The following is a 17,795-nucleotide window of genomic DNA, read 5'->3' as shown; positions in this document are numbered from 1 at the left end:
GGAGTGACGATGCAACAACGATTCAAACAATGGATGCTGCTGGCCGCCTTCGTGCCGACCTTCGCGATGGCGCAGGCACTCCAGAGTCAGACACCGGCTGCTGCAGCCACGACGGCAGCACCTGATCCGGCCAAGCAGGCCGCGATCAAGGAGCTCTTGGCCGCAATCGATGCGCAAAAGCTCGTCGGCGCTATCGCCAACAGCGCGCAAATGCAGGCCAAGCAACTCGTGCCGGCCATCCTGTCGGACGCCCTGTCGGAAAACAAGTCGCTGACGGACAAGCAAAAGCAAGCATCCGTGCCGGCCTTGCAAAAGAATGCGGTGCCGAAGCTGGCTGATTCCGCGGGTCAGGTCTTTGCGACCGATTCGTTCCGTCAGGACGCGATGCAAGCGCAGTACGACGCGTACGGCAAGTACTACTCGACGCAGGAAATCAAGGATCTGACGACGTTCTACAAGAGCCCGACGGGCCGCAAGTTCATCGAAGTCCAAGACCAGGTTGGCCGCGATGTCGTGAACGGCTTGATGCAAAAGTACATGCCGCAATCGATCAAAGCCACGCGCGATCAGGCTGACAAGGAAGTGGCGTCGGTCAAGCCGGGCAAGTAAGCAAGGCGATTTAGCCGCCGGCTTGCGCCGTCGGTCTTCCCTTCGCCGAGCGCCCGCGGCGCCGAGTTGATCCGGCGCGCATTGGCGGCTTTTCGGCGACGGTGCGATAATGGTCGTTTGCGCAGGACGCGTGAACGGCCATTATTTATTTTTGAGCCATATGGCTTGAACAGAATATTTTTTGCCGCCGCGTCGCAGTCTTTTTCTCCCCGGGGGTTTTCATCATGCGCGTCTTCAACTTCGCTGCCGGTCCCGCGGCTTTGCCCGAGGAAGTGTTGCGTCAGGCGGCCGAGGAAATGCTCGATTGGCATGGCAGCGGCATGGGCGTGATGGAAATGAGCCATCGCGGGCGCGAATTCATGTCGATCCACGAAGAGGCGCTGCTCGATTTGCGCGAACTGCTCGAAGTGCCGGCGAGCCACCGTATCCTCTTTTTGCAAGGCGGCGGTCTGGCCGAAAACGCGATTGTGCCGATGAACCTGCTTGGCTCGCGCAAGACGGCCGATTACGTGATCACCGGCTCGTGGTCGCAAAAGTCGTTCAAGGAAGCGGCCAAGTACTGCGTACCGCATCTGGCCGCCAGCGGCGAGACACCGCTTGGCTACACGCGCGCGCCGCGGCGCAGCGAGTGGCAACTTTCCGACGACCCGGCTTATGTGCATCTGTGCACGAACGAGACGATCCACGGCGTCGAGACGTTCGATATTCCCGAGCTCGGCGATATCCCGCTCGTTGCCGATGTTTCGTCACACGTGCTGTCGCGCCCGCTCGACGTCGCCAAATTTGGCGTCATGTACGGCGGCGCGCAAAAGAACATCGGGATGTCGGGCGTGACGCTTGTCGTGGTGCGCGAGGATTTGCTCGACCGCTCATTGCCGATTTGCCCGTCGGCATTCGAATGGAAAACCGTCGCCGAGAATAATTCGATGTACAACACGCCGCCCACGTATGCCATCTATGTCGCGGGGCTCGTGTTCAAATGGCTCAAGCGCCAAGGCGGTGTCAGGGCGATCGAGGCGCGCAACGTCGCGAAATCGAAACTGCTTTACGAGACCATCGATGCGAGCAGCTTTTATCTCAACAAAGTGGAGCCCGGCTCGCGCTCGAGAATGAACGTACCGTTTTTCCTCGCCGACGAGTCGCGCAATGAAGATTTCCTGGCCGGCGCGAAAGCGCGGGGGCTGACGCAGCTAAAGGGCCACAAGTCCGTCGGCGGCATGCGGGCGTCCATCTACAACGCGGTGCCGCTCGAAGGCGTCCAAGCGCTCGTCGAGTATATGAAGGAATTCGAACAGTACCGCGCATGATGCGCGAGATCGGGCGCGCTGCCGGTGTCGGCGCGTCGACTTTCGATACGGCAGTTTTTTACGCATGGACGACGAACTCAATTCAAGATTGAAGCCGCTTCGCGACCGCATCGACGCGATCGACGCGCAACTGATCTCGCTGCTCAATCAGCGCGCGGCAGTGGCGCTCGAAGTAGGCGAGGTGAAGAAGCACTACAACGCGCCGGTGTTTCGCCCCGAGCGCGAACAGCAGGTCATCACGCGGCTGCAGGAGATGAGTGCAGGCCCGCTCGTCGACGAACATATCAGCGCGATCTGGCGCGAGATCATGGCCGCGAGCCGCTCGCTCGAGCGGCCGACCACAGCCGCTTTTCTCGGGCCTGTCGGCACCTATAGCGAAGAAGCGGTGCACGAGTACTTCGGTCACTCCATCGAAGGGCTGCCGTGCTTGTCGATCGACGAAGTGTTTCGGGCCGTCGAGGCGGGGGCGGCCGAGTTCGGTGTCGTTCCTGTGGAGAACTCGAGCGAGGGCGCCGTTTCGCGCACGCTCGATTTGCTGCTGCAAACACGGCTTTTGATCGGTGGAGAGATCGCGCTGCCGATTCATCACAATCTGCTGACGCAAAGCGGCTCGGTGACGGGCATCACGCGCGTCTACGCGCACGCCCAAGCGCTAGCGCAATGTCAGCGCTGGCTTGCCACGCACTTGCCCAATGTCGAGCGGCAGGCCGTGTCGAGTAATGCCGAGGCCGCGCGCATCGCGGCTGCCGACGCGACCGTTGCCGCAATCGCCGGCGATCGCGCGGCAGCGCATTACGGGCTGCGGCTCGCCTACGCGCTGATTCAAGACGATCCGCACAACCGCACGCGCTTCGTGATGATCGGCCGCGCGCCGGCAAGCCCGAGCGGGCATGATCAGACGTCGTTGATCGTCTCGGTGAAAAACGAGCCGGGCGCGATGGTCAAGCTACTCGAGCCGCTCGCGCGGCATGGCGTATCGCTGACGCGCTTCGAATCGCGGCCGGCCCGCGTCGGGACGTGGGAGTACTACTTTTACATCGATCTCGAAGGGCATCGGGAAGCCGAACCGGTCGCGGCGGCGCTCGCGGAACTCGGCAAGAAGGCCGCGTTCTTGAAGATTCTCGGGTCCTACCCGCGCGCACGTTGATGCTGCGTCACTCGGCCCCTTTTGTTGTTCTGCTTTCCGTGCGCAGAGCCGCCCGCCTTCGCGCATTTACGCACCGCCCGCTCAGGAGATACTGATGACCATGCAATACGGCCCTTTCTACGTACGCGAAATTGCCCCCTATATCGCGGGCAAGCCTATTTCCGAAGTGGCGCGCGAGTTCGGGCTCGACGAAGCGAGCATTGTGAAGCTTGCGTCTAACGAGAACCCGTTGGGTATGCCCGAGTCGGCCAAGACGGCAATGGCGAAAGTCGTGGCCGACCTGGGCCGGTACCCGGATTCCAACGCGTTCGAACTCAAGGCTGCGATCAGCGCCCGCTATGGCGTGCCGGCCGAGTGGATCACGTTCGGCAACGGCAGCAACGATATTCTCGAGCTTGCCGCGCACGCGTTCGTCGAAAAAGGTCAGTCGATTGTCTATTCGCAATACTCGTTCGCCGTTTACGCGCTCGCGACGCAGGGGCTCGGCGCTCGCGCGATCGTCGTGCCGGCCGTGAAATACGGTCACGATCTCGAAGCGATGCTGCAGGCGATCGAACCCGATACGCGGCTGGTTTTTATCGCCAATCCGAACAACCCGACCGGCACGTTTGTCGACGGCGCCGCGCTCGAGGCGTTTCTCGAGCGTGCACCGAAAAATGTGGTGGTCGTGCTCGACGAGGCGTACACCGAATATCTGCCGGCAGCGCGGCGCTACGACTCGATCGGTTGGGTGCGTCGCTATCCGAACCTGCTTGTCTCGCGCACGTTTTCGAAGGCGTACGGCTTGGCCGGGTTGCGCATCGGCCTTGCCATCGCGCAGCCGGCGCTGATCGATCTCGTCAACCGGTTGCGTCAGCCGTTCAACGTCAATACGATCGCACAGGCCGCGGCGATCGCGGCGCTGGGCGATACGGCGTTTCTCGAAAAGAGCGCGGCGCTCAACGCGGCCGGTTATCGGCAGCTCACGCAAGCGTTCGACAAGCTCGGCCTCGAGTACGTGCCCTCGTATGGCAACTTCGTGCTCGTGCGCGTCGGCGATGACGATGCCGCAGGTGCGCGCGTGAATCTCGCGTTGCTCAAGGCCGGCATCATCGTGCGGCCGGTGGGCAATTATGGGTTGCCGCAGTGGCTGCGCGTGACGATCGGCTTGCCGGAGGAAAACGAGGCGTTCGTCGCCGCGCTCGAGAAGACGCTCGCGACGGTTTGATTCGTTCGCAGTTGGCACACGCTTTTAGCGCGCTCGTCGCCTGCCGTGCTTTTTACGCTTCACTTTTTTTCAAGACCGTCGTGGACACGTTCTCTTTTGACCGGCTGGTGATCTTCGGCGTGGGCCTCATCGGCGGCTCGCTCGCGCGTGCGTTACGCGAGCGCGGCGGCGCGCGGCGCGGCGGTGTGATCGTCGGCGTCAGCCGTTCGATTGCTTCGGCCGAACGTGCGCTTGCGCTGGGCGTCGTCGACGAGGTGGCCGCGCTCGATGACGATCGGCAACTCGCGCACGCGTTAGCCGGCGCCGATCTCGTGCTGATCGCCGCACCGGTTGCGCAAACCGCGGCGTTGCTTGCGCGAATCGAGCCGTTTCTCGGCGAAGCGACGCTTGTCACGGACGCGGGCAGCACGAAGGGCGACGTCGTCGCTGCTGCCCGGGCCGCGCTGGGCGCACGTGTGTCGCAGTTCGTGCCGGGCCACCCGATTGCGGGCCGCGAGTCGAGCGGCGTCGAAGCCGCGCTGCCCGATCTCTACGTCGGGCGCAACGTCGTCCTGTGCCCGCTGCCGGAGAATCGGCCGGAGCACGTCGCGCGGATCGAGGCGTTGTGGCGCGCAGCCGGCGCCGACGTGCGCACGATGGACGCCGAACAACACGACCGCGTGCTCGCGTCGGTCAGTCATTTGCCGCATCTGCTTTCGTTTGCGCTGGTCGAGCAGATCGTCAGCGAGGCCGATGCTGCGCTCAAGTTTTCGTTCGCGGCGGGCGGCTTTCGCGACTTCACGCGCATCGCGGCGTCGAGCCCTGAAATGTGGCGCGATGTCTGCTTGGCGAACCGCGGCGCGCTCGTCGACGAACTGGACGCCTATACGGGCGTGCTCGCGCGCTTGCGCGCGGCGATCGTGGCGGGCGACGGCGCGACGATCGAAGCGGTGTTTGCCCGCTCGCGCGAGGCGCGTACCGAATGGCAGGAGCGGGGGGCAAATGGCGTCGCGCCGCGCGTGCCTGGCGACCTCGCCCCGGAATAAACAGGAACCGATATGGACTATCTCGACCTCGGACCCTATGGTCACGCGCAGGGCACGATCCGTCTGCCCGGCTCGAAGAGCATCTCCAACCGCGTGCTGCTGCTTGCGGCGCTGGCCGAAGGCGATACCGCGATTTCGAATCTGCTCGATTCGGACGATACGCGCGTGATGCTCGATGCGCTCGCCGCGCTCGGCGTGAAAGTGGCGCGCGATGGCGAGCGCTGCATTGTTTCGGGCACGCGCGGCGCATTTACGGCCAAGACCGCCGATCTTTTCCTCGGCAACGCCGGCACAGCGGTGCGCCCGCTCACGGCGGCCCTGGCCGTCAACGGCGGCAACTACCGCGTGCATGGCGTGCCGCGCATGCATGAGCGGCCGATCGGCGACCTCGTCGACGGGCTGCGCCAAATCGGCGCGCGCATCGATTACGAAGCGAACGAAGGCTATCCGCCGCTCAGAATCCGGCCCGGCACGCTGGCCGTGGACGCGCCGATTCGCGTGCGCGGCGACGTTTCCAGCCAGTTTCTGACCGCGCTGCTGATGGCGCTGCCGCTCGTGCGCACGCAAAGCGGGACGACCGTGATCGAAGTCGACGGCGAACTGATCTCGAAGCCCTATATCGAGATAACGATTCGGTTGATGGCGCGCTTCGGCGTGATGGTCGAACGCGAAGACGAAGGCTGGCAGCGCTTCACGGTGCCGGCCGGCGCGCGCTACCAATCGCCGGGCTCGATCAGGGTCGAAGGCGATGCGTCCTCGGCCTCCTACTTTCTCGCCGCGGGCGCGTTGGGCGGCGGGCCGGTGCGTGTCGAGGGCGTCGGCCGCGCGAGCATTCAGGGCGACGTCGCGTTTGCGGAGGCGCTGGGCCGTATGGGCGCGAACGTGGCGATGGGCGAGGACTGGATCGAAGTGCGCGGCATTGGCCACGACCACGGCCGGCTGGAAGCGATCGAAATGGATTGCAATCTGATTCCCGATGCGGCGATGACGATCGCGGTGGCTGCGCTCGCCGCCGATGGCACGACGCGCCTGACGAATATCGGCAGTTGGCGCGTGAAGGAAACCGACCGCATCGCCGCCATGGCGACCGAATTACGCAAACTCGGCGCGACGGTGGAAGAGGGGCCGGACTGGCTGGCGCTGACGCCTCCCGGGGTGCGCGGGGCGGCTGCCCAATTGGTGCCGAATGCCGCCATCGACACCTACGACGATCACCGCATGGCGATGTGCTTCTCGCTCGCGAGCTTGCTCGGCGTGCCGGTGCGCATCAACGATCCAAAATGCGTCGCCAAGACCTTTCCTGATTACTTCGATCGTTTCAAGACGCTCGTTGCTCGCTAATTGATAGATCGATAGATGAAACCGACACGTCCCTTTCACCAGACCCCAGTCATTGCGATCGACGGGCCTACCGCTTCGGGCAAGGGGACGGTCGCCGCACTCGTCGCGGCGCAGCTCGGCTTTCACCTGCTCGACAGCGGCGCGCTTTACCGGCTCGCGGCGCTTGCGAGCGTGCGCTACAACGTGTCGCCCGAGATGCCCGAAGCGCTGGCGGCACTCGTCGACGGCTTGCACATCACGTTTCGCGAGGGCTGCGCGCAACTCGACGGCGTCGATGTCTCGAACGACATTCGAGCCGAGGAAATCGGTAACCGAGCATCGGCGATCGCCGTGCATCAGCCCGTGCGTGCCGCGCTGGTGGCGCGTCAGCGCGCCTTTCGCAAGGAGCCGGGTCTCGTCGCCGATGGCCGCGACATGGGCACCGTCATCTTTCCCGACGCGGTGCTCAAGGTCTTTCTGACGGCAAGTGTGGAGGCGCGCGCCGCGCGCCGGCATAAGCAATTGATCCAAAAAGGGTTTTCTGCTAATATAGATGACTTGCTCCGGGATTTGCGTGAGCGCGATGCGCGCGATGCCAACCGCGCGGCCGCGCCGCTCAAGCCCGCAGCAGATGCGAAGCTGCTCGATACTTCGGCGCTCTCGGTCGACCAAGCGGTCGGCCAAGTCGTGCAGTGGTACCGGGCGCTGTAGCAGGTGTTTCGCGTGCATGCCGGCTCACCTAGGTAACGAGGGCCGCGGCGGCGCGAGACGTTGTTCCAACCCTTAACCCCGTGTGAGCTTCGCCGTGCCGCAGCGTGACGGTCTTTGAGAAAAGGCTGCACAGGCAGTGCGAATTCATGCCAACACCATTTTTATGTCCGACCTGCAAACCTCCAACCCGAATACCGAATCTTTCGCGGCTCTGTTCGAAGAGTCGCTGACCAAGCAAGACATGCGCGCGGGCGAAGTGATCTCCGCCGAAGTCGTGCGCGTCGACCACAACTTCGTGGTCGTGAACGCGGGTCTCAAGTCCGAAGCCTATATTCCGCTCGAAGAATTTCTGAACGACGCGGGCGAGGTAGAAGTGCAGGCGGGCGACTTCGTTTCGGTCGCGATCGACGCGCTCGAAAACGGCTATGGCGATACCATCCTGTCGCGCGACAAGGCGAAGCGTCTCGCTTCGTGGCTGTCGCTGGAAAAAGCGCTCGACAACAACGAACTCGTGACCGGCACGATCACCGGCAAGGTCAAGGGCGGCATGACGGTCATGGTCAACGGCATCCGCGCGTTCCTGCCCGGCTCGCTCGTCGACACGCGCCCGGTCAAGGACACGACCCCGTACGAAGGCAAAACCCTCGAATTCCGCGTCATCAAGCTTGATCGCAAGCGCAACAACGTGGTGCTGTCGCGCCGCGCGGTGATCGAAGCGACGCAAGGCGAAGAGCGCGCGAAGCTGCTCGAGACGCTCAAAGAGGGCGCGATCGTCAACGGCGTGGTCAAGAACATCACCGACTACGGTGCATTCGTGGATCTGGGCGGCATCGACGGCCTGCTGCATATCACCGACATCGCATGGCGCCGCGTGCGTCATCCGAGCGAAGTATTGTCGGTCGGCCAGGAAGTTACCGCGAAGATCCTCAAGTTCGACCAAGAGAAGAACCGCGTTTCGCTCGGCATCAAGCAATTGGGTGACGACCCGTGGGAAGGCATTTCGCGCCGTTACCCGTCGGGCACGCGTCTTTTCGGCAAGGTCACGAACATCACTGACTACGGCGCATTCGTCGAAGTCGAGTCGGGTATCGAAGGCCTCGTCCACGTCTCGGAAATGGACTGGACCAACAAGAACGTTGCGCCGTCGAAGGTGGTTCAGCTCGGCGACGAAGTCGAAGTCATGGTGCTCGAGATCGACGAAGACCGCCGTCGTATCAGCCTCGGCATGAAGCAGTGCAAGCCGAATCCGTGGGACGACTTCAGCCGTAACTTCAAGAAGGGCGACAAGATCAGCGGTGGGATCAAGTCGATTACCGATTTCGGCGTCTTCATCGGCTTGCCGGGCGGCATCGACGGTCTGGTCCACTTGTCGGACTTGTCGTGGACCGAGACGGGCGAAGAAGCGGTTCGCAAGTACAAGAAGGGCGACGAAGTGGAAGCGGTCGTGCTCGGCATCGACGTCGAGAAAGAACGCATTTCGCTTGGCATCAAGCAACTCGAAGGCGATCCGTTCAACAACTTCGTTGCGATGAACGACAAGGGCGCGATTGTCGACGGCACGGTCAAGACGGTGGACGCCAAGGGTGCGGTGATCGCGCTGTCGACCGAAGTCGAAGGCTACCTGCGTGCTTCGGAAATCGCACAAGATCGCGTCGAAGATGCGCGCAACGTGCTCAAGGAAGGCGACAAGGTCAACGCGATGATCATCAACATCGATCGCAAGTCGCGTGGCATCAACTTGTCGATCAAGGCGAAGGACTCGGCTGAGCAGCAAGAAGCCATGCGTGGCCTGGCTGCCGATACGAACTCCGCGGCGTCGGGAACGACGAACCTCGGTGCTCTGCTCAAAGCCAAGCTCGACGGCCAGAATCAATAAGCCTGAGAGGTTTGCCGCAGCATGACCAAATCGGAATTGGTCGCCCAACTGGCAGCGCGATTTCCGCAACTTGTTCTCAAAGATGCGGATTTCGCGGTGAAGACGATGCTCGATGCGATGTCGGAGGCGCTAGCCAAAGGCCATCGCATCGAAATTCGAGGTTTCGGCAGCTTTGGCCTGAACCGGCGTCCCTCCCGTGTGGGGCGTAATCCCAAGTCTGGCGAGAAGGTGCTGGTGCCCGAAAAGCACGTGCCGCATTTCAAGCCTGGCAAGGAATTGCGCGAGCGGGTCGATCGCCGTGCGGGTGAACCGCTGAAAGTCGACGAAAGCGATGAGGGCGACGTCCTCTAGCGCTGAACACCGTGCCGGTTCTCGCGCGATACGCGTGGGCGGGTGGGTGCGGGCGGCTCCGGTCGCCGGCAGCCGTCCGGCAAAGCAATCGAAAAGCGCCTTCGGGCGCTTTTTTTATGGTGAGTGAGCCGTGCTTCGAGATGCCAACGCGTGATCGACAGCTCGCGCTGCCGCCTGTACCGGGCGAGTGGAGCTTTCCTTTACAATACGGGCACTTTGCAGCCCCACTCGACTCGAGAGAGAGCCTTTATGAAATTGATCGTCTGGTTGGTTCGTGCGCTCGTCTTCGTGCTGCTGCTCGTGCTTGCCTTGGCCAACACACAAGGTGCCACGCTGAACTTCCTGGCAGGCTATGCCTGGCAGGCGCCGCTGATTCTGATCGGGCTCGCGTTTTTCGGCGTGGGCTTGGTGGCGGGGCTCGTGTCGGCGGTTCCAGCGATGGTTCGGATGAAGTTCGAAAACGGCCGCCTCAAGCGCGAGTTGCGTGCCGCGCGCGACACGCTGCCCGCCGCAAGCGAGCCGCCGCTGCCGCCTGTCGTTTGACGTTTGACGTTTAGCGCTCGACTTTCAACGCAAGCACCCAATACGCATTTTTTCTCGCATCGCCGACCTTCGCATGGATCTCGATTTCTGGTGGTTGCTGATTGTCCCCGTGGCGTTCGCGCTCGGCTGGATTGCGGCACGCTACGACTTGAAGACGCTGCTTTCCGAGAGCGCGAACTTGCCGCGGTCGTATTTTCGCGGCCTCAATTTTCTGTTGAACGAGCAGCCTGATCAGGCCATCGATGCCTTTATCGAAGTCGTCAAGCTGGACCCGGAGACGGTCGAACTGCATTTCGCGCTTGGCAATCTGTTTCGCCGGCGCGGCGAGACCGACCGCGCCATCCGTATTCATCAAAACCTGCTGAGCCGCGCCGATTTGCCCGAGCGCGAGCGGGACCATGCGCTGTTCGAACTCGGGCAGGATTTTCTAAAGGCGGGGTTGCTCGATCGCGCGGAAGAGACGCTCGCGCGTCTGGATAGCGGCGAGCATGCGATCGGCGCGCAGCGCGCGCTGCTCACGATCTATGAGATCGAGAAAGATTGGCCGAAGGCCATTCAGGTGGCCGAAAAGCTCGAGACGATGGGCGTGCCGCCGCTGGCCAAAGAGATCGCGCAGTTTCATTGCGAACTCGCGCAAGACGCGCTCGGCCGCAAGAATCCGGCTGAGGCGGCCGACGAACTGGCATTGGCGCTCAAAGCCAACGAGCAAAACGTGCGCGCGACGATTCTCGCGGGTGACGTGGCTGCGGCAGCCGGCCAGCACGAGGCCGCCATCTCGGCTTGGCGTCGCGTGGAGGCGCAAAATCCGTCCTACTTGCCGCTGGTCGCCGAAAAGCTGATGAAGGCATATCAGGCACTGGAGCGAGCCGAGGAGGGCGCGACGTTGCTGACGAGCTATGTGGAGCGCTATGGCTCCAGCGATCTGCTCGATATCGTTTATCCGTACGTGGCCGAGCTGCGTGGCGCCGAGACGGCGCATGCGCTCGCACGCACACAGATGCAGGCTGCGCCGAACCTTGCCGGGATGACGCGTCTGATCGAAGCGCAAATGGCGACGGCCGAGGAGCCGCGGCGCGGCGAGCTCGAGTTGATTCGGACGCTCGTCAAGCAGCGCACCAAGAATCTGCCGCGCTACACGTGCCAGAGCTGTGGTTTCCGGGCGCGCCTCTTTTATTGGCAATGCCCTGGCTGCAGCGGCTGGGAAACCTATGCACCGCGTCGCGTCGAACCGATCGTGACGCCGCAGTAACGCGGGCTTTGGCGATGTCCAAACGATCGATCGAAATTTCCGAACACGCGGCTAGCGGGCAGGCAGCTACTTGTCGTCATCCGTCGCGTGCTGGCTGGAAGCCGGCGCCTGGGTGGCATTACGCACTCACTCGGCACTTACTAACGGAACGCGCATGAAAATCACCATCATCGGCACGGGCTACGTTGGCCTTGTCACGGGCGCGTGCCTCGCCGAAATAGGCAACGACGTTTTTTGTCTCGACGTCGATGCCCGCAAGATCGACATTCTGAACAGCGGCGGCGTGCCGATTCACGAACCGGGGTTGCGCGAGATCATCGCGCGTACACGCGCTCACGGACGCATCAGATTTTCGACCGACGTCAAAGCAAGTGTCGAGCATGGCGACATCCAGTTCATCGCGGTAGGCACACCGCCCGACGAAGACGGCTCCGCCGACTTGCAATACGTGCTGGAGGCGGCGCGCAATATCGGCCGCTATATGAACGGTTTCAAGGTGATCGTCGACAAATCGACGGTGCCGGTGGGAACGGCTCAACGCGTGCGGGCCGTGGTGAACGAAGCGCTCGAGGCGCGGCATTTGGCCGGTAGTGCGGCGCATCGGTTTTCGGTGGTATCGAATCCCGAGTTTTTGAAAGAGGGCGCGGCGGTCGACGATTTCATGCGGCCTGACCGTATCGTGCTCGGCAGCGACGACGACGACGCGGGCCGTCTCGCGCGCGAGAAGATGAAGCGTCTTTACGCGCCGTTTAACCGCAACCACGAGCGCACGCTTTACATGGATGTGCGCTCGGCCGAGTTCACGAAATACGCGGCCAACGCGATGCTGGCGACGCGTATTTCGTTCATGAACGAAATGTCCAATCTGGCCGATCGCGTCGGCGCCGATATCGAGGCCGTGCGCCGCGGCATCGGCTCCGATCCGCGTATTGGCTATCATTTTCTCTACGCGGGCGTGGGCTACGGCGGCTCTTGCTTTCCAAAAGACGTCCAGGCGCTCGTGCGCACGGCTGACGAAAACGGCCAGCGTGTGCGCATTTTGGAAGCCGTGGAGAAGGTCAACGACGAGCAGAAGGAAGTGCTCGTGCGCAAAATCGAGAGCGTGTTCGGCGGGGATTTGACGGGCCGCACGTTCGCCATTTGGGGGCTGTCCTTCAAGCCGAACACGGACGACATGCGCGAGGCGCCGAGTCGCCGCGTGATCGCCGCGTTGCTCGCGCGTGGTGCGGCCGTTCGCGCGTATGATCCGGTGGCGTTGGATGAGGCACGCCGTGTGTTCTCGCTCGACCTTGCTGATCAACCCGGCGCGCGCGCTCGGCTTTCCTTCGTTGCCTCGCAAGACGACACGCTGGCAGGCGCCGATGCGCTTGTCGTGCTCACCGAATGGAAGGAATTCAAGAGTCCCGACTTCGCGCAGATGAAGTCAGAGCTGAAGGCGCCTGTCATTTTCGACGGGCGCAACCTTTACGAACCTGAAGCGATGGCCGAACTCGGCATCGCGTATCACGCAATCGGGCGCCCCTATGTCCAATACCACACCGCAACCGATGCGAACGCCTGAGCTTGGCGAGCCCGCTCGTGCGGCGAGCGCGCCGGCCTCGCTGATGCCGGTGCCGGCCGCCGTGCCGCGCGAACAGCTTGCCAACGCCCGCGTATTGGTGGTCGGCGATGTGATGCTCGACCGCTACTGGTTCGGCGACGTCAACCGCATTTCGCCCGAGGCACCCGTGCCCGTCGTGCACGTGCAGCGGCAGGAGGACCGGCTTGGGGGCGCTGCGAATGTGGCACGCAACGCCGCGGCGCTTGGCGCGCAAGCGGGGCTGTTGTGCGTGGTAGGGCGCGACGAACCGGGTGAGCGAATCGTCGAGCTGCTCAACGATAGCGGCGTGCTGCCGCATCTGGAGCGGGACCCGGAGTTGTCCACGACGATCAAGCTGCGTGTGCTCTCGCGCCAGCAGCAACTGCTGCGAATGGATTTCGAGAATATGCCGGCGCATGAGGCGTTGCTGGCGGGGCTGGCGCGTTTCGACGCGTTGTTGGCTTCGCACGACGTCGTGTTGCTTTCCGACTACGCGAAGGGTGGCCTCACGCATGTGACGCAGATGATTGCGAAAGCGCGCGCGGCCGGCAAACCGGTGCTCGTCGATCCGAAGGGCGACGACTGGGAGCGCTATCGCGGCGCAACGCTGATCACGCCGAACCGGGCGGAGCTGCGCGAAGTGGTCGGACAATGGAAGTCCGAAAGCGATTTGCTCGCGCGTGTGTCGGCGCTGCGTGCGACGCTCGACATCGAAGCGCTGTTGCTCACGCGTTCCGAAGAGGGCATGACGCTGTTCGCGCAAGACGGGGTTCGGACAGCGCCGGCCGTTGCGCGCGAGGTCTACGATGTATCGGGCGCGGGCGACACCGTCATTGCGACGCTTGCGGTCATGCTCGGTGCACGCGTGTCGCTCGTCGACGCGGTGGCGTTGGCCAACCGTGCGGCTGGCATCGTGGTCGGCAAGCTCGGGACGGCAACCGTCGACTACGACGAGCTGTTCGCGCCCGCGCATTGAGCCGCTTTGCTTTGCGTTACTGATCGAATCATTCTTTTCATCGCGACACGACTATGACTCTCATCGTTACCGGCGCGGCTGGTTTTATCGGCAGCAACCTCGTCAAGGCGCTCAACGAGCGCGGCGAGACGCGCATCATCGCCGTCGACAATCTGACGCACGCCGACAAGTTCAAGAACCTCGTCGATTGCGAGATCGACGACTATCTCGATAAGCGCGAGTTCGTCGAACGCTTTGCGCGCGGCGAGTTCGGCAAGGTGCGTGCGGTATTCCACGAGGGCGCCTGCTCGGACACGATGGAAACCGACGGCCGCTACATGATGGACAACAACTTCCGCTATAGCCGTGCGGTACTCGAGGCGTGCCTCGCGCAGGGGGCGCAGTTTCTCTATGCGTCGTCGGCGGCGATTTACGGTGGCTCGACGCGCTTCGTCGAAGATCGAGAGGTCGAGGCGCCGCTCAATGTGTACGGCTATTCGAAGTTCCTGTTCGATCAGTTGATTCGTCGCGTGATGCCGACGGCAACGAGCCAGATCGCCGGCTTTCGCTACTTCAACGTCTACGGTCCGCGCGAATCGCACAAGGGACGCATGGCATCCGTGGCGTTTCACAACTTCAATCAGTTTCGCGCCGTGGGCAAGGTCAAGCTCTTTGGCGAGTATCTCGGTTATCACGCAGGCGAGCAGACCCGCGATTTCGTCTCTGTTGATGACGTGGCCAAGGTCAACTTGTTTTTCTTCGATCACCCGGAGAAATCGGGCATCTTCAATCTCGGCACGGGCCGCGCGCAACCATTCAACGATATCGCTTCGAGCGTCGTCAACACGCTGCGTGCACTGGACAATCAGCCGCCATTGTCGCTGGCCGAGCAGGTTCAGCGTGGGTTGATCGAGTACGTTCCATTTCCCGATGCGCTGCGCGGCAAGTATCAATGCTTCACGCAGGCCGATTTGACGCGCTTGCGCGCCGCGGGCTACGACGCGCCGTTCCTGACGGTGCAAGAAGGTGTCGACCGCTACGTGCGTTGGCTGTTCGGCCAACTGTAAGCAACCGGCCCGTCTCTCTACACTGGGATCTCGCGTTTCGGCTCCGTTTTCGAAGCCGGCCGCTTGTTCAACGGAGGTCCCATGTTCAAACGATTTCTCGCCGCTGCGTTGTTGGCCGCCGTCTGCGGCCACACAGCCGCGGCTGTCGATGTCAATTCTGCTGATGAAGCGGCGTTGCGCAGCCTCAACGGCATCGGGCCCGCGAAAGCGCGCGCGATCCTCGACGAACGCGCCATGTACGGCCCCTTCAAGGATGTCGCGGACCTCGGTGCGCGCGTCAAGGGACTCGGCGGGCACTTGGTCGAGCGCCTGCAAGCCGACGGCTTGGCTGTCGGCACAGCGGGTTCCTCTTTTGCGATGTCCGACGAAGCGACACGCCCGGCTCCAGGTTCGCCGGCGCGTGCCGCCGCAATGGCTGTCAAGCGGTGATGCGGCTCAAGGCGCCGGCATACCCGCCTCGGCGCCTCGGCAAGTGCTCCTTCCCGTCAATTCGTTGACGGCTTCCCGCGGCTTCGCCGCGGGCTTTTTGCAGGTTTCCCGTACGCGCCGACGCGCCCGAGCGCGGTGCTTTACAATCGCTACGATTGACGCCTGTTTATTTAGCTACAGCGCCTTGGCGCGCCACTCCTATGCCCTACAAAACGATCGAAGACACGGTCGGGAATACGCCCCTCGTGCAGCTCGTGCGCTTGCCTGACGACGAGATCCGCAGACGCAACAACGTCATTCTCGCGAAGCTCGAAGGCAACAATCCGGCGGGCTCGGTCAAGGACCGCCCGGCCTTGTCGATGATCAAGCGCGCCGAAGCGCGCGGCCGCATCAAGCCCGGCGACACGCTGATCGAATCGACCAGCGGCAACACCGGCATCGCGTTGGCGATGGCGGCCGCCGTACGCGGCTACAAGATGGTGCTCGTGATGCCGGAGGACTTGTCGGCTGAGCGGCGCCAAAGCATGGCGGCCTATGGTGCGGAGATCGTGCTTACGCCGGTCAAGGGCGGGATGGAGTACGCGCGCGATCTGGCCGAACAGATGCAGCGCGAAGGCAAGGGCGTCATCCTCGATCAATTCGCCAATCCTGATAACCCGCTCGCGCATTACGAGGGCACGGGCCCCGAACTGTGGCGCGACACGGAAGGGCGCATTACGCACTTTGTTTCGTCGATGGGCACCACGGGCACGATCATGGGCGTTTCGCGCTATCTGAAAGAGCAAAACAGCGCCATCGAGATCGTCGGTGCACAGCCGGAGGAAGGCTCGCGAATTCCCGGCATTCGCAAATGGCCCGAGGCCTATTTGCCGAAAATCTTCGATCGCAGCCGAATCGACCGCATCGAGAACGTCTCGCAATCGGCCGCCGAGGCCATGGCGCGGCGTCTTGCGGCGACCGAGGGCATTTTCGGCGGAATTTCTTCCGGCGGGGCTTGCGAAGTGGCGCTGCGCCTTGCCCGGCAACTCGAGAATGCAACGATCGTCTTCATCGTCTGCGATCGCGGCGACCGTTACCTGTCCACAGGTGTGTTTCCGGCCTGAGCATGGCTTCCGGCCTGAGCATGGCTCGAGGCGAACGTGCTGATCTGCTGACCTTACGGCCTCGCCTCAGTTCGCGCTTGCGGTGTCCGCCTGCATGCGCGCTTTGACGCGCTCGCCAAGTTCATAGACTGCGAGTGCGTAAAAGAAGCTGCGGTTGTAGCGCGTGAGCACGTAAAAGTTTTGCAAGCCGAGCATGTATTGGGTCGGCTGGCCCGGTGTGGGCAGATCGATGACGAGCACCGGGGTGCTGGCTTCGGCGTTCGCGTCGAAGCCCGGTTCGTCGACGGCCATGCCGGCACGCAGCATTTGCGACAGCGGCCAATGTGGCTCGGGCCGCCCATCGGCGGCTGCCTGAGCGATGCCGATGCTGCCGGCGTCGTGCGCGATCTTCCATACGACGGGGCGGCCAGTGTTCCAACCGTTCTCGCTCAAATAGTGGGCCACGCTGCCGATTGCATCCGCGACGCTCGTTCGCAGATCGATATGGTTGTTGCCCTCGTAATCGACGGCGTATTGGACGATGCTGCTCGGCAGGAACTGCGGGATGCCAATGGCGCCTGTGTACGAGCCCCGTACGCTGCTGGGGTCGAGCTGAGCGTTGCGCGTCCAGACGAGATAGTCCTCGAGATTTTTGCGAAACGTCATTTCGCGCGTCGCGCGATTCGGCGTGTTCGGGTAATCGAACGCGAGCGTCGTCAGGGCATCAAGCACTCGGAAGTTGCCCATAAACCGCCCGTAGATCGTTTCAACGCCGATGATGCCGACGACGATCTCCGGGGGGACGCCGTATTGCTCGTAAGCGCGTTGCAGCGTTGCACGGTTTTCGCGCCAGAACTTCACCCCCGCGTTGATGCGCACGGGGTCGAGAAAGCGCGATTCATAGACGTGCCAGTTTTTTGTCGCAAGCGTGGGTGCCGGCGTGACGAGCTTGACGACGGTTGCTGAGTAGACAGCGCTGGCGAACAGCGCGTGCAGCGCGTTGGGGTCGAAGTCGTAGCGCGCGACCATGTCGTCGATAAACGAATCGACATCGATGTTATGTGCGTAGCGCTGCGGGATGATTTCCTCTTCGAATGTCTGGCCCGACGAAGCGGGCTGCGTTTGCGGCTGACCCTGGGCGAGCTTCGTCGCATGTTTGGCCGAGCTCGTCTGCGCCCAGACCCCGGTGCTGGCGGCGGCGGTGAAAGCGGCTATGGCGAGGCGTGCTGCAAGACGTTTGGCGGCGTGTGAAGCGAGGGTAACGGTCATGTTCGATCGGAGGGCGGGCGGCGGCACGGTGCGTGAATGGTTCGGCGCAGTATAGCGAACGGTGGCGGC

At 62.8% G+C, this 17,795-nt stretch carries 17 protein-coding genes; 16 read left to right on the top strand and 1 reads right to left on the bottom strand.

The window, feature by feature from the left end:
- Positions 1–9: 9 nt before the first annotated feature.
- From ACSQ20_RS13615 to cysM, 16 genes are all read left to right on the top strand, one after another.
- On the top strand, positions 10–609 hold the full coding sequence (locus ACSQ20_RS13615) for a DUF2059 domain-containing protein (protein WP_436020765.1): 600 nt from the start codon (positions 10–12) through the stop codon (positions 607–609).
- Positions 610–833: 224 nt separating this feature from the next.
- Positions 834–1,916: a 3-phosphoserine/phosphohydroxythreonine transaminase gene (gene serC / locus ACSQ20_RS13610; protein ID WP_436020763.1), complete on the top strand. Its 1,083-nt coding sequence runs from the start codon at positions 834–836 to the stop codon at positions 1,914–1,916.
- A 64-nt stretch (positions 1,917–1,980) separates the two neighbouring features.
- Entirely contained in the window at positions 1,981–3,063 is a 1,083-nt protein-coding gene (gene pheA, locus ACSQ20_RS13605; protein ID WP_436020761.1) for a prephenate dehydratase, read from the top strand.
- A 94-nt stretch (positions 3,064–3,157) separates the two neighbouring features.
- Positions 3,158–4,270 carry a histidinol-phosphate transaminase gene (hisC, locus tag ACSQ20_RS13600; protein ID WP_436020759.1) on the top strand — a complete coding sequence of 371 codons (1,113 nt, stop codon included), beginning with the start codon at positions 3,158–3,160 and terminating at the stop codon, positions 4,268–4,270.
- 80 nt (positions 4,271–4,350) lie between these two features.
- Complete coding sequence (locus ACSQ20_RS13595; RefSeq protein ID WP_436020757.1) at positions 4,351–5,295, top strand: prephenate dehydrogenase; 945 nt, start codon at positions 4,351–4,353, stop codon at positions 5,293–5,295.
- 12 nt (positions 5,296–5,307) lie between these two features.
- Positions 5,308–6,636 carry a 3-phosphoshikimate 1-carboxyvinyltransferase gene (aroA, locus tag ACSQ20_RS13590; protein WP_436020755.1) on the top strand — a complete coding sequence of 443 codons (1,329 nt, stop codon included), beginning with the start codon at positions 5,308–5,310 and terminating at the stop codon, positions 6,634–6,636.
- A gap of 15 nt (positions 6,637–6,651) precedes the next feature.
- Positions 6,652–7,326 (top strand): (d)CMP kinase, encoded by a 675-nt coding sequence (gene cmk / locus ACSQ20_RS13585; protein ID WP_436020753.1) that lies wholly within the window; start codon positions 6,652–6,654, stop codon positions 7,324–7,326.
- 163 nt (positions 7,327–7,489) lie between these two features.
- On the top strand, positions 7,490–9,202 hold the full coding sequence (gene rpsA, locus ACSQ20_RS13580) for a 30S ribosomal protein S1 (protein WP_436020751.1): 1,713 nt from the start codon (positions 7,490–7,492) through the stop codon (positions 9,200–9,202).
- A 21-nt stretch (positions 9,203–9,223) separates the two neighbouring features.
- On the top strand, positions 9,224–9,553 hold the full coding sequence (locus tag ACSQ20_RS13575) for an integration host factor subunit beta (RefSeq protein ID WP_436020749.1): 330 nt from the start codon (positions 9,224–9,226) through the stop codon (positions 9,551–9,553).
- A 249-nt stretch (positions 9,554–9,802) separates the two neighbouring features.
- Complete coding sequence (locus ACSQ20_RS13570; RefSeq protein WP_436020747.1) at positions 9,803–10,096, top strand: LapA family protein; 294 nt, start codon at positions 9,803–9,805, stop codon at positions 10,094–10,096.
- Between the two features lie 73 nt (positions 10,097–10,169).
- A complete protein-coding gene (gene lapB / locus ACSQ20_RS13565; RefSeq protein ID WP_436020745.1) occupies positions 10,170–11,345 on the top strand; it encodes a lipopolysaccharide assembly protein LapB in 1,176 nt (391 codons plus the stop codon).
- 154 nt (positions 11,346–11,499) lie between these two features.
- Positions 11,500–12,906, top strand: coding sequence for a UDP-glucose dehydrogenase family protein (locus tag ACSQ20_RS13560; RefSeq protein WP_436020743.1), 1,407 nt, complete (start codon positions 11,500–11,502; stop codon positions 12,904–12,906).
- A complete protein-coding gene (gene rfaE1 / locus ACSQ20_RS13555) occupies positions 12,869–13,900 on the top strand; it encodes a D-glycero-beta-D-manno-heptose-7-phosphate kinase (RefSeq protein WP_436020741.1) in 1,032 nt (343 codons plus the stop codon). Before ACSQ20_RS13560 ends, rfaE1 begins: the two co-directional genes overlap by 38 nt.
- A gap of 53 nt (positions 13,901–13,953) precedes the next feature.
- Positions 13,954–14,946, top strand: a complete 993-nt coding sequence (gene rfaD / locus ACSQ20_RS13550) for an ADP-glyceromanno-heptose 6-epimerase (protein ID WP_436020739.1) — start codon at positions 13,954–13,956, stop codon at positions 14,944–14,946.
- A gap of 81 nt (positions 14,947–15,027) precedes the next feature.
- Complete coding sequence (locus tag ACSQ20_RS13545; RefSeq protein WP_436020737.1) at positions 15,028–15,375, top strand: ComEA family DNA-binding protein; 348 nt, start codon at positions 15,028–15,030, stop codon at positions 15,373–15,375.
- Between the two features lie 200 nt (positions 15,376–15,575).
- Positions 15,576–16,478, top strand: coding sequence for a cysteine synthase CysM (gene cysM / locus ACSQ20_RS13540; RefSeq protein WP_436020735.1), 903 nt, complete (start codon positions 15,576–15,578; stop codon positions 16,476–16,478).
- A gap of 66 nt (positions 16,479–16,544) precedes the next feature.
- Here cysM and mltB read toward each other — a convergent pair whose 3' ends face one another.
- Positions 16,545–17,726 (bottom strand): lytic murein transglycosylase B, encoded by a 1,182-nt coding sequence (gene mltB, locus ACSQ20_RS13535; RefSeq protein WP_436020733.1) that lies wholly within the window; start codon positions 17,724–17,726, stop codon positions 16,545–16,547.
- Positions 17,727–17,795 lie beyond the last annotated feature (69 nt).

The organism is Trinickia sp. LjRoot230 (genome assembly GCF_964253315.1).
GTDB lineage: Bacteria > Pseudomonadota > Gammaproteobacteria > Burkholderiales > Burkholderiaceae > Trinickia.
This window is presented reverse-complemented; position numbering and strand designations above follow the sequence as displayed.

Coding starts and splice junctions, on each gene's coding strand:
- ACSQ20_RS13615 (WP_436020765.1), top strand. CDS start 10: ATGCAACAACGATTCAAACAATGGATGCTGCTGGCCGCCTTCGTGCCG.
- serC (WP_436020763.1), top strand. CDS start 834: ATGCGCGTCTTCAACTTCGCTGCCGGTCCCGCGGCTTTGCCCGAGGAA.
- pheA (WP_436020761.1), top strand. CDS start 1,981: ATGGACGACGAACTCAATTCAAGATTGAAGCCGCTTCGCGACCGCATC.
- hisC (WP_436020759.1), top strand. CDS start 3,158: ATGACCATGCAATACGGCCCTTTCTACGTACGCGAAATTGCCCCCTAT.
- aroA (WP_436020755.1), top strand. CDS start 5,308: ATGGACTATCTCGACCTCGGACCCTATGGTCACGCGCAGGGCACGATC.
- cmk (WP_436020753.1), top strand. CDS start 6,652: ATGAAACCGACACGTCCCTTTCACCAGACCCCAGTCATTGCGATCGAC.
- rpsA (WP_436020751.1), top strand. CDS start 7,490: ATGTCCGACCTGCAAACCTCCAACCCGAATACCGAATCTTTCGCGGCT.
- ACSQ20_RS13575 (WP_436020749.1), top strand. CDS start 9,224: ATGACCAAATCGGAATTGGTCGCCCAACTGGCAGCGCGATTTCCGCAA.
- ACSQ20_RS13570 (WP_436020747.1), top strand. CDS start 9,803: ATGAAATTGATCGTCTGGTTGGTTCGTGCGCTCGTCTTCGTGCTGCTG.
- lapB (WP_436020745.1), top strand. CDS start 10,170: ATGGATCTCGATTTCTGGTGGTTGCTGATTGTCCCCGTGGCGTTCGCG.
- ACSQ20_RS13560 (WP_436020743.1), top strand. CDS start 11,500: ATGAAAATCACCATCATCGGCACGGGCTACGTTGGCCTTGTCACGGGC.
- rfaE1 (WP_436020741.1), top strand. CDS start 12,869: ATGTCCAATACCACACCGCAACCGATGCGAACGCCTGAGCTTGGCGAG.
- rfaD (WP_436020739.1), top strand. CDS start 13,954: ATGACTCTCATCGTTACCGGCGCGGCTGGTTTTATCGGCAGCAACCTC.
- ACSQ20_RS13545 (WP_436020737.1), top strand. CDS start 15,028: ATGTTCAAACGATTTCTCGCCGCTGCGTTGTTGGCCGCCGTCTGCGGC.
- cysM (WP_436020735.1), top strand. CDS start 15,576: ATGCCCTACAAAACGATCGAAGACACGGTCGGGAATACGCCCCTCGTG.
- mltB (WP_436020733.1), bottom strand. CDS start 17,726: ATGACCGTTACCCTCGCTTCACACGCCGCCAAACGTCTTGCAGCACGC.